Raw genomic sequence first — 15,632 nt, forward strand, 5'->3', positions numbered from 1 at the left:
TCAGCTCCCGGCTTTCGCCATCTTCTCGAGAATCTTGTTGAGCTTCTCGTCGAGCGTCGCCGCCGTGAACGGCTTGACGACATAACCGCTCGCGCCGGCCTGCGCCGCCGCAATGATGTTTTCCTTCTTCGACTCGGCCGTCACCATCAGCACCGGCAGATGCGTGAGACTCGCATCGGCGCGAATAGCCTTGAGCATCGCGAGACCGTCGAGGTTCGGCATGTTCCAGTCGGAGATCACGAAATCGTAGGTGCCCCCGCGCAAACGCGCGAGACCCGCCTGACCGTCTTCCGCTTCGTCGACGTTCGAGTAGCCGAGTTCCTTGAGGAGGTTGCGGACGATCCGGCGCATCGTCGGAAAGTCGTCAACTACCAGAATCTTCATTCCCTTATCCATTTCATTCCCTTTGCTTGTTCCATGTTGCGGCGCTTGACCGCCTCAATCCATCCGGCCGCGCATCATACCCGCTGAACGCGATCACCCATCGACGACAAACGCGCCATCACACGCCGGCTCATTTCCGGCAGCGCTGCGATTTCGTCGGCCGCGCCGAGCGCAATCGCTTCGCGCGGCATGCCGAACACGATGCAGCTCGCTTCGTCCTGTGCGAGGGTGTACGCCCCCGCCTTCTTCATCTCCAGCAGACCTGCCGCACCGTCGCGTCCCATGCCCGTCAGAATCACGCCGACCGCGTTCTTGCCCGCGTGTTGCGCGGCCGAACGGAACAGCACGTCGACCGACGGACGATGCCGGTTGACCGGCGGTTCGTCCGATAGATGCGCGATGTAGTTCGCGCCGCTCCTTGCGAGCAACAGGTGCGCGTGGCCCGGCGCGATATACGCATGTCCCGGCAGCACGCGTTCGCCGTGCTCTGCTTCTTTAACGGTAATCCGGCACAAACCATTGAGGCGTTGCGCGAAAGATTTCGTAAACCCCGGCGGCATGTGTTGTGCGATCAGCACCGCGGGCGCATCCGGCGGCAACGGCACCAGCACTTCGCGGATCGCTTCGGTGCCGCCCGTCGACGCGCCGACGATGATCAGCTTCTCGGTACTGAGCAGCGGATTATTGAAGAGCGGCGCGGCGCCAGCCGACGCATGCGCGGCTTGCGCGGCATGTGCCGCCGCGTGCTGCGCGGGCGCGGCCTGACGCACGCGCGCGCGGGCCGCCGCGCGAACCTTGTCGGCGAGCTTTTCCGAGTAGTCGAGCATGCCGTCGCGAATGCCGACCTTCGGCTTGGTGACGAAATCGACCGCGCCCAGTTCGAGCGCGCGCAGCGTGATTTCGTTGCCGCGCTCGGTCAGCGACGACACCATCACGACCGGCATCGGCCGCAAACGCATCAGCTTTTCCAGGAAGTCGAGGCCGTCCATGCGCGGCATTTCGACGTCGAGCGTCAGCACGTCCGGGTTGTGCTGCTTGATAAGCTCGCGCGCGACCAGCGGGTCGGGCGCGGTCGCGACGACCGTCATGTCCGGCTGGCTGTTGATGATCTCGGTCATCAGGCTGCGAATCAGCGCCGAATCGTCGACACACAGTACTTTGATCTTTTGCACAGCGCTCACGCCTCCTCTGTGGTTCTGGCGTTGTTTGAATTTAGCGGACGCGGGCTCGCGCCGAACAGCTCGATGCGCGGCCGCGCGGCGGCCGGCGTCGAGAACAGCTCGACCCGCTTGCGCGCCGCCGCGAGCCGCTCGGCGCGCGCTTCGACGCTCTGCCGCACGAGCGCGTGTTCGCGCTCGGCGACGCCCGCTTCCTGCTGCACGCGCAGCTTCTTCACCATCACCTGGCCGGTGCGCGGCATGAAGGCGACCTTGCGTGGATGCGAGCCCTGCAAATCTTCGGCGACGATGCGGATTTTTTCGGTCGCCAGATAGCGGCGCACGAATTCCGAATTGCGGTCGCCGATGTTCATCGTCGTCATGCCGGCGAGCACCGCGCCGCCGCCGAACACCTTCGCTTCGAAGCGCTCGCGCCGGCCGCCCGCCTTGATCAGTTCGTTGATCAGCACTTCCATCGCGTACGCGCCATAGCGCATCGAATCCGATGCGGCTTGCGCGACGTCCGCGCCGTCGTCGGGCAGCATGAAGTGATTCATCCCGCCGATGCCAGCCGTGCGATCCTGGATGCAGGCCGCGACGCACGAGCCGAGCACGGTGACGAGCACCATGTCCTCATTGGTGGTGTAGAACTCGTTGGGCAACAGCTTCACGCCGGGGCGTTGGAAGTGGTTGTCGTAGTACAGATTCGATGCGATCGGCAGGGCGCTGCTCATGCTGCCACCCCGCTCGTCGTGTGGTGCGACGTTGCGCTTGTTGCGCTATTTGCACGCGATGCGGTGCGTGTGCCGGCCGCGTCGCGCGTCAATTCGTAGACGGTCTGGCCGCGCAGCTTGAACGCCTGCGTCACATACGTGAAGTTTTCCGAATGACCGGCGAACAGCAGGCCGCCCACTTTCATCAGCGGCTCGAAGCGCGCGAGCACCTGCGCCTGGGTCGGCTTGTCGAAATAGATCATCACGTTGCGACAGAAGATCGCGTCGAACTGCGAGCGCAACTGGTAATCGCGGTCGGTCAGGTTCAGCTGTTCGAAGCGCACCAGCGCGCGCACTTCGGGGCGCACCTTCACCATCCCCGCATGCGCGCCGGTGCCTTTCAGGAAGAAGCGCTTGAGCCGCTCGGGCGACAGGTGCTTCACCTGGTCGAATTGATACACCCCCGCTTCGGCTTTCGCGAGCACCTGGGTGTCGATGTCAGTGGCGAGCACCGAGGCCTGACGCGCGCCGCTGTCGCCGAGCGCTTCGATCAGCGTCATCGCGATCGAATACGGCTCTTCACCGGTCGAGGCCGCCGAGCACCACACGGACACCGGTTGCGCGCGACGCGGCACGAAGTCCGCGAGAATCGGAAAGTGATGCGCTTCGCGGAAGAACGCCGTGAGGTTGGTGGTCAGCGCGTTGGTGAACGCTTCCCACTCGGCCGGATCGTTCTCCGCTTCCAGCAGATCGAGATACTCCCTGAAGGAGTCGAGGCCGCGCGCCCGCAAGCGACGGGCGAGGCGGCTGTACGCCATATCGCGCTTGTGATCCGACAACGAAATGCCCGCGCTGCGATGAATCAACTCGCGAATGCGAGCGAAATCCGCCGACGTGAATTCGAAGTCCCTTCCCTGCTCGCTCGGTCTGACCGGGTCTGTCCGATCCGGAACTGTCCGTGCGGGACGTTGCTGTGCGCGCGTTGCCATCATGAAAAATCCTGCCTGCGATACGAGCCACTCCGCTTGCCGCCCAAAGAGGCTCTCTGGGAAGAACGGATGGTGTTCGCGGGGTCGCGCCCGCCCGCGAGTTCTGCCTGGTTTGCCAACACGCAGTCGGTCCGCGACACGCCGAGCCAGCGTGTTTCGATGATTCGCCCGTCAACGAGCGAGATGCCGAATGACTGCATGTCTTTCTGCCACTTCCTAGAACGTTTCCCAATCCGCGTCGGCGCTGGCCGTCGCCGGGCTGGCGAAAGCCGAACGTGCTGCGGATTCCGCTGCGGCGCGGGTCGTCTTCGGCCTGAGCGCGGGTTCGGCGCGGGCGGCTGCGTCGTGGGTCGACGAAGCGGGTGCCGGCTTCGTCGCCGATGTCGTTGCCGATGCCGCGCTACCCGAGCCTGCCGCATTTGCAGCGTTGGCAATGCTTGAAGTACCTGCCGCCGGATGTGCCCCACCGTGGGTCGGCGACGCCGGCGCGGTCTTGACCGACTGCCCACGCGCCGCCGCTTGCGGACGAACCGCCGCCGCGCCGCGCATCTCGCCGCCGGCCACCTTCCAGCCGTTCACCACCGCCTGCAACTGACGCGTCTGATCTTCGAGCGACGCCGCCGCTGCCGCAGCCTGTTCGACCAGCGCCGCATTCTGCTGCGTGACTTCGTCCATCTGCACGACCGCGCGATTCACCTGCTCGATGCCGCCCGACTGCTCCTCGGACGCCGCGCTGATTTCGCCCATGATGTCGGTCACGCGGCGCACCGCCTGCACGATCTCGTCCATCGTGGTGCCTGCGCGGCCGACCAGCGTCGAACCGCTTTGCACCTTGCCGACCGAATCGCCGATCAGTTCCTTGATTTCCTTCGCGGCGCTCGCGCTGCGCTGCGCGAGGCTGCGCACTTCGCCGGCCACGACCGCGAAACCGCGCCCCTGTTCGCCGGCGCGCGCGGCTTCGACCGCCGCGTTCAGCGCGAGAATATTGGTCTGAAACGCAATGCCTTCGATCACGCCGATGATGTCGACGACCTTGTTCGAACTGGTCGCGATGTCCTGCATCGTCGTGACGACCTGGCTCACCACGTCGCCGCCGCGCGTGGCGATGTCGGACGCGTTGACGGCGAGCTGGCTCGCCTGGCGCGCGTTCTCGGCGTTCTGCCGCACGGTGCCGGTCAACTGCTCCATGCTCGACGCGGTCTCCTGCAACGACGCGGCCTGCTGTTCGGTACGCTGCGACAGATCGGTGTTGCCCATCGCGATTTCGCGCGCGCCGGTGTCGATCGATTCGGCGCTGCCGTGGACGGCTTTCACCATCGTCGACAGACTCTGCTGCATCCGCTTGATGCCGTCGAACAGGCGGCCGATTTCGTTGCGGCTATATACCTCGATCGTTTCCGACAGATCGCCCGACGCGATCCGCTCGAAGCACGCGGTCGCGTCCTTCAGCGGTTGCACGATCAGGCCGCGCAGCGCGAAGCGGATACCTACCACGAGCAGCAATGCGAGCACCGTCACCGAGACGATCAGCGTCATCATCAGGGATGCGTTGGACTGCGCGCTCGCCTGCTGCTCCGTCACGCTTTGCTGCAACGCCTTGACGACCGTTGCCGCCGCCGCGTCGTATGCAATGAACATCGGGCTGATCTTCGTATCGGCGATCGCGTGATAGGCGGCCATGTCGTTCGCGTTCAGCGCCGCGAACTCGGGCTCGACGCCCTCGCGCATCACCGTCGTGCGCTTGGCGAGCACGTCGTCGAGCAAGGCCTGATCGATGCCGGGCTTCGGTGCATCGAGATACGTCTGCCAGCTCTGGTTGCCCTTCGCGAGCAGTTCCTGCGCGCGGTCGATCGCTTTCTTCGCTTCGTCCGCATTGCCCGCGGCCGACAGCGTGTTGAAGCGGTCCACTGCGAGACGCGAACGCAACAGGTACGAGCCGGCGTCGTCGAGTGCGTGAATCGCTACCAGGTCGCCGTGCGCGATGCGCTCGAGCGACTGGCTCGCGCGATTCAGCGCGCTTAGCCCAAGCGCGCCGACCGCCACGGTCAGCGCAACCAGAAGGACCCCCACCATCGTCAGCGACGTGCGGATCGACCACCTGTTCAGCATCTTCTCGCTCCCTTACTGTCTCTCGTTCCCGCCTGGCCGTTGTGTGCGCGCCGCGTTCCGCTCAGACGCCGAGCGTTTCGATCAGCGCCATTTCGCGGCTGGTCATCAGCTTCTCGATGTCCATCAGGATCAGCATGCGGCCGTCGACGGTGCCGAGTCCCGTGAGGTACTCGGTCGTCAGCGTCGCGCCGAATTCCGGCGCCGGCATGATCTGATCGGTGGCGAGCGTCAGCACGTCCGACACGCCATCGACCACCATCCCGACAACGCGATGCGCGACGTTCAGAATGATCACGACCGTCTGGTGGTCGTACTCGACGCGGCCCAGGTGGAACTTGATGCGCATGTCGACGATCGGCACGATGATGCCGCGCAGATTGATCACGCCTTTGATGAACTCCGGCGCATTGGCGATCCGCGTGACGTTGTCGTAGCCGCGGATTTCCTGCACCTTGAGAATGTCGATGCCGTACTCTTCGGCGCCGAGCGTGAAGACGAGGAATTCCTGACCGCCGGCGTCCGCCTGCTGCGCGTCGCGGCGGCCATTCGTCCCGCTCGCGTTCGCGCCGTTCGAATTGATGGATTGGACTTCTGCCACGTTAGCCCCCAAACGGTTGGGATGAATTGAGTTGAATGAGTGTTGCGAATGCTGCGCGCTGCGCGCGCTTTGCGTGTGTGAGGGCCATCATGCGAGGCTCATCGCGCCATGCGCGTTGCGTGTCTCGCGGTTCAGCGCCGCCACGTCCACGATCAACGCGACACTGCCGTCGCCGAGAATGGTCGCGGCGGAAATGCCGTGCACCTTGCGATAGTTCGTTTCGAGATTCTTCACGACCACCTGCTGCTGGCCCACTAGCTCGTCGATCAGCATCGCAAAGCGGCGCCCTTCGGTTTGCATGATGGTGACGATGCCTTGGGTCGGCTCCTGCTTCGCGTCCTCGACGTTGAACACTTCGTGCAACGCGACGAGCGGCAGATATTCGCCACGCACGCGCACCACGCGCTCGCCGTTGGCGACCGTATAAATGTCTTCGGCACGCGGTTGCAGCGACTCCATCACGAAGTTCAGCGGCAGAATGAAGATCTCGTTGCCGACCTTCACCGACATGCCGTCGAGAATCGCCAGCGTCAGCGGCAACACGATGCGCGTGGTGCTGCCCTTGCCGGCATGCGACGTGATTTCGACGTGACCGCCCATCGACTGGATGTTGCGCTTGACCACGTCCATGCCGACGCCACGTCCGGAGACGTCCGTGACCTGCTCCGCCGTCGAGAAGCCCGGCAGGAAGATCAGGTTCCAGACTTCCTCGTCAGTCATCGTTTCGCTGACCTGCATGCCCTGCTTGGCCGCCTTCGCGAGAATCTTGTCGCGGCGCAGACCGGCGCCGTCGTCGCTCACCTCGATGACGATATTGCCGCCGTGATGCGCGGCCGACAGCACCAGTTGCCCGGTCGAATCCTTGCCCGCCGCGCGCCGCGCCTCCACGGTTTCGATGCCGTGGTCGAGACTGTTGCGCACGAGGTGCGTCAACGGATCGATGATCCGTTCGATGAGGCTCTTGTCGAGTTCGGTCGCCTGACCGAAGGTGACGAGTTCGACCTCCTTGCCCAGCTTCGCCGCGAGATCGCGCACGAGGCGCGGGAAGCGGCTGAAGACATAATCCATCGGCATCATGCGGATCGACATCACCGCTTCCTGCAGATCGCGTGCGTTGCGTTCGAGCTGCGCCATGCCGTTGAACAGGCGATCGTGCAGCGCCGGGTCGAACGTGCTGGTGGTTTCCGCGAGCATCGCCTGCGTGATCACCAGTTCGCCGACGAGGTTGATCAGCTGATCGACCTTCTCGACGCCGACGCGAATCGAGCTGCCTTCCGCGCCCGCTGCCGCAGCCGCCGGACGCGCCGCTTTGCGGTCGTGGTCGGCGGGCGCGACGGGGGCTGCCTGGTTGGGCGCTGCCGCGGGTTGAAGCGCGGCAGGTGCCGTTGCCGTTGCCGCCGAAGACGCAACCGGCGCGTCGAACAGACCGTGCGTCGCCGCACCCGCCGACGGCGCTGCCGCCGGCTCCGCCTGAACCGCCGCGTAGGCTGCCTGTGTTGCTTGCGTTGCCTGTACTGCTTGCACCGGGGTCGAGTCGGCAGCGTCGGGCGTTCCAGGTTCGCCTTGCTGCGTGTCGTCCGCCGGTGCGGTGCCGCGGCCGATCACGATCTGACTTTCGTCGATCACGAAACAGCACACGGCGATGATGTCGTCGGACGGCACATCGGTCGCGAGCCACAGCATTAAGTCGCTGCCTGTCTTGACCTGCCCGACGATGTTGCCCAGGTTGCCGAGCTCTTCGGCTAGCAGTTCCTGGTCCTTCTCACCCACGCCCCGTAGCGTAATTGTCAGATGGGGACCGGCGTTTCCGGCGCTGCCGCCGACGTTGTCCGCCCCCTCGGCTTGTCCGGTCTGTGCCGGTTCGCCGTCAGTCCATTCACCCGCCGCCTGCACCGCCTGTTCGACGACGTGCTCGGGCGGGGTGCCGCGTTGTGCTGCCACTTCTGTTGCTTGTGCTGCTTGTGCTGCTTGTGTTGCGTGTACTGCCTGCGCTGCAACCGGCGCTGCCGCCGCGGCCTGAAGCGCCGTGGCAGAAGCCGCCTCCACCGGCGCGGCGCCGAAACGGCTCTCCGCATGCAACTGTTCGAGCTTCGCGCAGATCGCGCGCGCCACCGCCGCATCCGGCTCGGCGCTCGCGCGATAGTCGGCGAGCTGGCCCGACAGCACGTCCTTGGTTTCGAGGAACGTGTCGATCATGTCCTTGCGCAGCACGAGTTCGTTGTTGCGCGCGCGATCGAGCAGCGATTCGAGAATGTGGGTCGTCTCCGTCAGCGCGGTGAAGCCGAAGGTCGCCGCGCCGCCCTTGATTGAATGCGCCGCGCGGAAAATCGCCGCGAGGTCTTCGGGGTCCGGATGAGCGATATCCAGATTGAGCAGCAACTGCTCCATCTGCGCGAGCAGTTCGTCCGCTTCGTCGAAGAAGGTCTGATAGAACTGAGTGATGTCGAGTGTCATGCCTGGGTCACCGCGAGAGTTCCTGTCTGGACTTAGGCTGCCGTGCCGCCGCGTCGAGAGCTTTCTATAACGTGTCTAAGGGTGGCGCTTAGGCCGGATCCGGTTCGGCCAGAGCCGCCACCAGTTCGGTCAGCATGTCGGGGTCGAGCGGCTTTTCGATCCAGCCGGTCGCGCCCGCCGCCCGCGCCGCTGCCTTGAACGGCTCGCCCGATTCCGTCGTGAGGACGAGGATGGGCGTCGCCTGGTAAGCCGGGTTGCCGCGCAGCGCGGCGATCAGATCGAGGCCGGTTTTGCCCGGCATGTGCTGGTCGGTTAGCACGAGATCGAACGACATCGCGAGCGCGTTTTCGAGCCCTTCGTCGCCGTCCGCCGCGAGCGTCACTTCGTAGCCCGCAGTCGTCAGCGTGGCGGCAAGAATTTGCCGCATCGATGCCGAATCGTCGATTGCCAGGATGTGCCTGATCATTAAAACCTCGCTGCACTTAACGCTTGGATCGCCGCATCGCGCGCGCCACCGGCGCGCATGTTTCGATGAGGCGATCGTTGTCTGTTACTGGGCCGCCGGCGCTATTGCCGGCAACTTCGGGGCAACCGTCACCGGCTGCGCAAGTTTTTGCAGCAGCGGCTTGGAGCCGGCTGCGTCGTCCGACAAGGTGGTCGTGGTGGAGTCGTCATGATTGAGCGCGTCCTCCGACTTCCTGTTCAACACGATGATGCTGATGCGCCGGTTCTCCGGGTCCATCGGGTCCGCCTTGTTCAGGTTCTGCGTCGACGCGAGGCCGAGCACACGCATCACCTTCGCCTCGTCCATGCCGCCGCCGATCAGCTCGCGACGCGACGCGTTGGCGCGGTCCGCCGACAGTTCCCAGTTGCTGTAGCCCTTCTCGCCGCCCGCGTATTGCGCGGCGTCGGTGTGCCCCTGCACGATGATGCGGTTCGGCACGTCGTTCAGCGTGTGGCCGATTTCGCGCAGGATGTCGCGCATATACGGCTCCACCTGGTCTTTGGCGGTCGCGAACATCGGCCGCTTCTGCGAGTCGACGATCTCGATGCGCAGGCCGGTCAGCGTCGAGTCGATACGAATCTGCTGCTTGAACTGGCGCAGCACCGGGTTCGCTTCGATCGCGGCCATCAGCTTGACCTGCAGGTCGTGCAGACGCACCTGCTCGCGACGCTCCAGCTCACCCTGCAACTGCTTCATCGAGTCTTCGTTGCTATGCGAGACGGTGCGCTCGGAACGGCTGTTCGAACCGTCGGTCGAGCGCGTCACGCCTTGCGCGTCGGTCGAAATATCGCGGCCACCGCCCTTCAGGATGCTTGAATCCTCGGCGCTGCGATCGCCACCCCACAGCGTGATCTTCAACGGCTGGTTGAAGTAATCGGCGATGCCCTTCAGCTGCACGGTGGACGCCGAACTCAGCAGCCACATCAACAGGAAGAACGCCATCATCGCGGTCATGAAGTCCGCGTACGCGAGCTTCCACGCGCCGCCGTGGTGGCCGGCTTTCTTCGGCGCGGCGCGCTTGACGACAATGGCGCGGTCTTTGTCCTTGCTCATCGGTTCGGTTCCCGGCGCCCTTTACTTCGCCTTGACGCGGCGCACGTGCTCTTCCAGCTCGGCGAACGACGGGCGCTCGGTCGAGAAGAGCACCTTGCGGCCGAACTCGACGGCGATCGCCGGCGCGTAACCGTTCAGGCTCGCGAGAATCGTCACCTTGATGCACTGGAACATCTTGGTCGACTCGGTCACGCGCTGTTCGGCGACGCTCGCGAGCGGTCCGATCAGCCCGTACGAAAGCAGAATGCCGAGGAAGGTGCCGACCAGCGCCTGCGCGATCATCTCGCCGAGCACCGCGGGCGGCTTGTCCGCCGAGGCCATGGTGTGCACGACACCCATCACCGCGGCGACGATCCCGAACGCCGGCATCGCGTCGCCCACCTTGTTCAGCGCATGCGCGGGCGCTTCGCCCTCCTGGTGGTGCGTTTCGATCTCCTCGTCCATCAGGCTTTCGATCTCGAACGCGTTCATGTTGCCGCCCACCATCAGACGCAGGTAGTCGGTCAGGAACTCGATGATGTGCTTGTCGGCGAGAATCTTCGGGTACTGGGTGAAGATCGGGCTCTTGGTCGGATCGTCGATGTCGGCTTCCAGCGTCAGCGTGCCTTCCTTGCGCGCCTTCGCCAGCAGGACGTAGAGGAGCGCCATCAGCTCCATGTAGACGTCCTTGTTGTACTTCGCGCCCTTGAACAGGGTCGGGATGACGCGCACCGTCGCCTTGATGGTCTTCATCCCGTTGCCGAGAATGAATGCGCCGAGGCCAGCGCCGACGATCATCAGCACTTCAACGGGCTGCAGCAGCGCGCCGAGATGGCCGCCTTCCAGCGCGTAACCGCCGAAGACGGACAAAAGCGTCACGAGTGTTCCCACGAAAATCAGCACTGCCGAGCCCTCACAAAGAAGCGACGGTGACCGTCGTTAATCTGGTTTACGGCAACGGAGCAGAAAACTTTGACGGAAAAGCGGCTCGTCGCGCCGGTGTAAACCAGAGGCGCGTTCGGCCGGGGCGGGGCGGCCTTGCGCCGCGCGGCGCAAGCGGCGGCCGAGGGACGACCTCGCTGCCGCGCCGACCGCGCGGGAAGCCTCCAGGAAGCCCGTTGGACGGGCGTCGGAGGCGGGCGCGAGCGCTGCGCCGGGCAGCGGGCGGTGGTTCGTCCACGGTTCCCGGCGCGGCTGGCGGTTCAGGCTTCGACGGCGGCGAGCGTCTCGTGGGCCCGGGCGTCGGCGAATTTCTTTGTCTTACCCGCGCGCGATGGCGGCTGGCACAGCCCGCAGACGAACGCGTGCTGCGGATCGTGCGCATGCGCGACAAAACGCCCGCCGCAACGGCAGCAGGTGGTCATCTGCAGCATCCCGGAGTCGAAAAAGCGCACCAGCGTCCACGCCCGCGTGAGACTGAGCACGGCCTCGTCATCGTGCAACCGGACATGCTCCAGATAAAGCCGGTAGCCCTTCACGATCGACTGGATCGTCGGGCAACCGCCGTGCTCGGCCATGAAGCGGTAGATGTTGTAGAACAGCGAAGAGTGAAAGTTCGGCTGCCAGGTCATGAACCAGTCGGTTGAAAACGGCAGCATGCCCTTCGGCGGCGATACGCCTTTCAGCTCCTTGTACAGCTTGATGAGCCGGTCGCGCGACAGACTGGTTTCCGCTTCCAGCAATTGCAAACGCGCGCCAAGTTCAATCAGTTCGATCGCCAGGGTGATTTCCCTGACTTCGAGTACGACGCTTTTAGATGCCATCCGCTTGCCATTCCCCTAGCCCGATCGCTTTATGTGAGAAACGGACCGCCATCAGCCGAGTTGCTCGACCGGCTGGCTCGCCATCAGGATCGCGGAATGCGCCTGGGCCACGGCGCTCGATTTGCCTTTGTCCGCGAGCGCGGACAGCACGGCGTGATCGTCGAAACGGAAACGGCACAGCACCTGGTTCGATGCCGCCAGCTTGACGGTTTGCGCCAACGACAGATTGGCGAGCACGTCCGCTAGCTGGTCCGAAATCCCCATGCGGAACATGCCCATCGGCTTGTCTTCGCGCAGCAGACGCTGCGCGAGCAGGAGATAAGACAGGTTGACTTCTCTGATCTCACTGAGCATATCGCTTGTCGCGCTCATGATTCCCCCGGGTATATCTGGCTGGTCAGGCCGTTTACGGAAACGTTTGCTCGAACACGCGCGCTTAAACCGCACGAATTGGCTCGTTCCTAGTCTTGCGAGCATTGTGTCGAAAGGGGGCACGGACGAAAATCGGAGAGACACCCAGCCTGCTTGACGGATTAATCCGTCATTGATGTAGGAATTTTTCCTACAAGAACGGCTGTGCGGGGAGGCGAATTTGCGCGAAGCGGCGCCCAGTCTGGGCCATATCATGCGCGTTGAATATTTCTTTGGCGGGGCGTGGACTTATTGGTGGACTTCTCCGACCCGCATCACGGCCTCTACCACGGGAAAAACAATTATATGACGTTTTCACGCCCCGGCAATATGACTGCTCTAGAGGCTTCCGAGGGATTTTCTCGACGCCGGGCATACGGATTGCGTGCACTTGTGGCAGCTATTCAGCGTTTATTTAGTCCGACCTATTGCCTGTCCCGACTATCGGGACACCCTTCGAGCCGACCTGTAACGCACGATGTTTCGCGCTGTAACAACATTAAGCGTTTGAAAATTAACTCGAATTAGCGCGGCCGATCCCGATAATGAAGATAAGGGATTACCCGATGCAGGTTCGGAGCACCCCCGGGCGGCGGCTTACCGCGCCCAACCGTCCGTCCGGCATTCGCTCCTCGCTCTATTCGAGCGCCGCTGTGCGAAGCCGTAGTGAACAGGAGAAAACGCATGCGAATCGCACAAATTGCGCCGTTGTATGAAGCTGTCCCCCCGAAACTTTATGGCGGCACTGAACGTGTCGTGTCGTATCTGACCGAAGCCCTGGTGGATCTCGGCCACGACGTCACGCTCTTTGCGAGTGGCGACTCGATCACGTCCGCGAATCTCGACGCGTGCTGGCCGCGCGCGCTGCGCCTCGATCCGACGATCCGCGACGCGCTGGCGCCGCACGTCCTGATGATGGAAAAAGTGCGCAAGGTCGCGCATGAGTTCGACGTGCTGCACTTTCATCTCGACTACATGCCGTTCCCGCTTTTCACCACGATGGACACGCCGTTCGTAACCACGCTGCATGGCCGTCTCGATCTGCCGGAATTGCAACCGGTGTTCGACGCGTTCTCCCATGTACCGGTGGTGTCAATTTCCGATTCGCAGCGTTTGCCGCTGCCGCAAGCCAACTGGCTCAACACGATCTATCACGGTCTGCCGGAGCAATTGCTGACGCCGCAGCCGCACAAGAAGCCGGAATACCTGGCGTTCCTCGGTCGCATTTGCCCCGAAAAGCGCGTCGATACAGCTATCAAGATCGCCGCTCAAAGCGGTCTGCCGCTGAAGATCGCCGCCAAGGTGGACAAGGTCGATCAGGAATACTTCAAGCGCGAAATCGAGCCGTTGCTGTCGATGGCGCACGTGGAATTCGTCGGCGAGATCAATGAAGCGCAGAAGCCCGAGTTTCTGTCGGGCGCCAAGGCGCTGCTATTTCCGATCGACTGGTCGGAGCCGTTCGGCCTCGTGATGATCGAATCGATGGCATGCGGCACGCCGGTCATCGCGTTCAATCGCGGTTCGGTGCCGGAAGTGATCGACCACGGCGTGACGGGCTATATCGTCGAAGACGTGCAAGGCGCGGTGGCCGCGCTCCAGCGTCTGGACGAATTGTCGCGTAGCGAAATCCGCGCGCAATTCGAACGCCGCTTCAGTTCGAAAACGATGGCGCAAAACTATGTCGACGGCTATTCGGCGTTGATCGATGCAACGCGTCGGCCGGTATTGCGTCAGGTGGCGGTTGGTTAAGACTTATGTTTGAAACGGCTGATGCGCTTTGCGCTTAGCCGCTTCTTCGATCCCGATTGCCCGTTTACATGCCGTATGCACCGCTTTCGCGCTTCCGTCATTTGCAGGTCAATTGCAAGCAAGTCCGGCAAGTGAATCGTTTGCGCAAGCGGGGAATCGGAGTTATGTCACTGCATCAACAAAAAAGCCGCCCCTCAAGGGCGGCTTTTTTAATGGCGCGATGGATGCGCTTCCATCCCAATTAGCGCTCGACAAATAAAACGGGACAGCGGTCAACCTTCAATCTGCTTTCGCCCCGAAGGCAGCGCGCGACTCAAACTGCGCCAATCAAAAAGCGCTCGCGATTCTTGCCGACAATCCACTTGGGCGGTTTGCCGCGTCCACTCCAAGTATTGCCCGATTTCGGATCCTGGTATTTCGCCGGCAGCGGCGCCTTCTTGGGTGGGCGGCCTCGCTTGGCAGCGACTGCAAAGCCGAGGTCCTGCGCGGTTAGACCGTATTCAGCGATCTTTTGGCGGATGTCGGCGACCACATTGTCGATTTCAGTTCGGCGCGCTTCTTCTGCTTGTGCCTGCAATTTGGCGATCTGCGCCTTGAGGTCTGCATATTGAGACATTCGGTTCTCCCCTTTTTAGAACTCATTCGACCGCAGACTAACTGCAATTATAAAAATTCGCAATGGCCAATAATACCGATTTAGGAAGATATCCTCTGATAATTATTAACCGTCGCTGAATTGTAAAGCGGATCTTTATCGGCCAATAATCGCTAAAAGCTCACTCCGACATTGACAATTCTTGACACCCAATTTGGCGGTCCTTGCCTAGAATTGCGCGTTCAAGGCATGCACCGGCACTGCAGTGCGTGCTCCAGAAGCACCAATATCTTTTTAGGATTACCAATCATGCAGTTGTCAAAGCGACTCGCCGCTGAGCTGTTCGGCACTTTCTGGCTTGTGCTCGGGGGATGCGGCAGCGCGGTCCTCGCGGCGAACTTCGCCGGCCCGGTCCACGGCCTGGGCATCGGCTTCGTGGGGGTGTCGCTCGCATTCGGCCTGACCGTGCTGACAATGGCTTTTGCGATCGGCCATATTTCCGGCTGCCACCTGAATCCGGCGGTGAGCGTCGGGCTAGCCGTTGCCGGCCGCTTTCCGGTCCGCGACCTGGTGCCGTACATCGTCGCCCAGGTGATCGGCGCGGTGCTCGGTGCGCTGGTGCTGTCGCTGATCGCGTCGGGCAAGCCAGGCTTCGACCTCGTCGCCAGCGGCTTCGCAAGTAATGGTTATGGCGACCGCTCGCCGGGTCATTACTCGCTCGCCGCCGCCTTCATCTGCGAAGTGGTGATGACCGGCTTCTTCCTGTTCGTCATTCTCGGCGCAACCGACAAGCGCGCGCCGGCCGGCTTCGCGCCGATCGCCATCGGCCTGTGCCTGACGCTGATCCACCTGATTTCGATTCCGGTCACCAACACGTCGGTCAATCCGGCGCGCTCCACCGGCCCGGCGCTGTTCGTCGGCGGCGCAGCGGTGGACCAGTTGTGGCTGTTCTGGGTCGCGCCGATTCTTGGCGCCGTGATCGCGGGCGTGGTGTATCCGTTGATCGCCGAAAGCCGCAGCGGCAATGCGCAAAAGCTGGCGCTCGACTGATCGCCGCGAGCGTTGATCGACGCAAGCAAAGCGGGCGCTACGGCGCCCGTTTTGTATTGGCGCACGCATGGCGGGCTGCATTGATCGCCTCGCCGCGGTCAGTCACGAACCCGCTGCTAGAAT

At 63.1% G+C, this 15,632-nt stretch carries 15 protein-coding genes; 2 read left to right on the forward strand and 13 right to left on the reverse strand.

The features are described 5' to 3' along the window. The 12 genes from cheY to flhD form a co-directional block, all read right to left on the reverse strand. Positions 1-396, reverse strand: coding sequence for a chemotaxis response regulator CheY (gene cheY / locus BGI01S_RS16935; RefSeq protein ID WP_042327128.1), 396 nt, complete (start codon positions 394-396; stop codon positions 1-3). 62 nt (positions 397-458) lie between these two features. Then, on the reverse strand, positions 459-1,556 hold the full coding sequence (locus BGI01S_RS16940; protein WP_042327363.1) for a protein-glutamate methylesterase/protein-glutamine glutaminase: 1,098 nt from the start codon (positions 1,554-1,556) through the stop codon (positions 459-461). Between the two features lie 5 nt (positions 1,557-1,561). Beyond that, positions 1,562-2,275: a chemoreceptor glutamine deamidase CheD gene (gene cheD / locus BGI01S_RS16945; RefSeq protein WP_042327129.1), complete on the reverse strand. Its 714-nt coding sequence runs from the start codon at positions 2,273-2,275 to the stop codon at positions 1,562-1,564. Continuing rightward, positions 2,272-3,246, reverse strand: a complete 975-nt coding sequence (locus BGI01S_RS16950) for a CheR family methyltransferase (protein WP_042327130.1) — start codon at positions 3,244-3,246, stop codon at positions 2,272-2,274. The genes cheD and BGI01S_RS16950 overlap by 4 nt, the downstream gene beginning before the upstream one ends. Before the next feature lie 213 nt (positions 3,247-3,459). Further along, positions 3,460-5,352, reverse strand: coding sequence for a methyl-accepting chemotaxis protein (locus BGI01S_RS16955; protein WP_042327131.1), 1,893 nt, complete (start codon positions 5,350-5,352; stop codon positions 3,460-3,462). Positions 5,353-5,413: 61 nt separating this feature from the next. Further along, positions 5,414-5,950, reverse strand: a complete 537-nt coding sequence (locus BGI01S_RS16960) for a chemotaxis protein CheW (RefSeq protein ID WP_042327132.1) — start codon at positions 5,948-5,950, stop codon at positions 5,414-5,416. 87 nt (positions 5,951-6,037) lie between these two features. Then, a complete protein-coding gene (cheA, locus tag BGI01S_RS16965; protein ID WP_042327133.1) occupies positions 6,038-8,404 on the reverse strand; it encodes a chemotaxis protein CheA in 2,367 nt (788 codons plus the stop codon). 88 nt (positions 8,405-8,492) lie between these two features. Continuing rightward, positions 8,493-8,870 carry a response regulator gene (locus BGI01S_RS16970; RefSeq protein ID WP_042327134.1) on the reverse strand — a complete coding sequence of 126 codons (378 nt, stop codon included), beginning with the start codon at positions 8,868-8,870 and terminating at the stop codon, positions 8,493-8,495. 84 nt (positions 8,871-8,954) lie between these two features. Then, positions 8,955-9,962, reverse strand: coding sequence for a flagellar motor protein MotB (gene motB, locus BGI01S_RS16975; protein WP_042327135.1), 1,008 nt, complete (start codon positions 9,960-9,962; stop codon positions 8,955-8,957). A 21-nt stretch (positions 9,963-9,983) separates the two neighbouring features. Then, a complete protein-coding gene (gene motA / locus BGI01S_RS16980; protein ID WP_042327136.1) occupies positions 9,984-10,844 on the reverse strand; it encodes a flagellar motor stator protein MotA in 861 nt (286 codons plus the stop codon). Between the two features lie 299 nt (positions 10,845-11,143). Next, positions 11,144-11,704 (reverse strand): flagellar transcriptional regulator FlhC, encoded by a 561-nt coding sequence (gene flhC, locus BGI01S_RS16985; protein ID WP_042327137.1) that lies wholly within the window; start codon positions 11,702-11,704, stop codon positions 11,144-11,146. A 51-nt stretch (positions 11,705-11,755) separates the two neighbouring features. Continuing rightward, positions 11,756-12,076: a flagellar transcriptional regulator FlhD gene (gene flhD / locus BGI01S_RS16990; RefSeq protein WP_042327138.1), complete on the reverse strand. Its 321-nt coding sequence runs from the start codon at positions 12,074-12,076 to the stop codon at positions 11,756-11,758. A 723-nt stretch (positions 12,077-12,799) separates the two neighbouring features. On the opposite strand from flhD, the gene BGI01S_RS16995 reads away from it, so the two are divergent. Continuing rightward, positions 12,800-13,864, forward strand: a complete 1,065-nt coding sequence (locus BGI01S_RS16995) for a glycosyltransferase family 4 protein (RefSeq protein WP_042327139.1) — start codon at positions 12,800-12,802, stop codon at positions 13,862-13,864. A 313-nt stretch (positions 13,865-14,177) separates the two neighbouring features. Here the strand turns inward: BGI01S_RS16995 and BGI01S_RS17000 are convergent, their stop codons facing one another. Next, complete coding sequence (locus BGI01S_RS17000) at positions 14,178-14,480, reverse strand: H-NS histone family protein (protein WP_042327140.1); 303 nt, start codon at positions 14,478-14,480, stop codon at positions 14,178-14,180. A 288-nt stretch (positions 14,481-14,768) separates the two neighbouring features. Here BGI01S_RS17000 and aqpZ point away from each other — a divergent pair, with 288 nt between their 5' ends. Further along, positions 14,769-15,509: an aquaporin Z gene (gene aqpZ / locus BGI01S_RS17005; protein WP_042327141.1), complete on the forward strand. Its 741-nt coding sequence runs from the start codon at positions 14,769-14,771 to the stop codon at positions 15,507-15,509. The last annotated feature ends 123 nt before the right edge of the window (positions 15,510-15,632 follow it).

Origin of the sequence: Paraburkholderia ginsengisoli NBRC 100965 (assembly GCF_000739735.1) — a bacterium.
GTDB lineage: Bacteria > Pseudomonadota > Gammaproteobacteria > Burkholderiales > Burkholderiaceae > Paraburkholderia > Paraburkholderia ginsengisoli.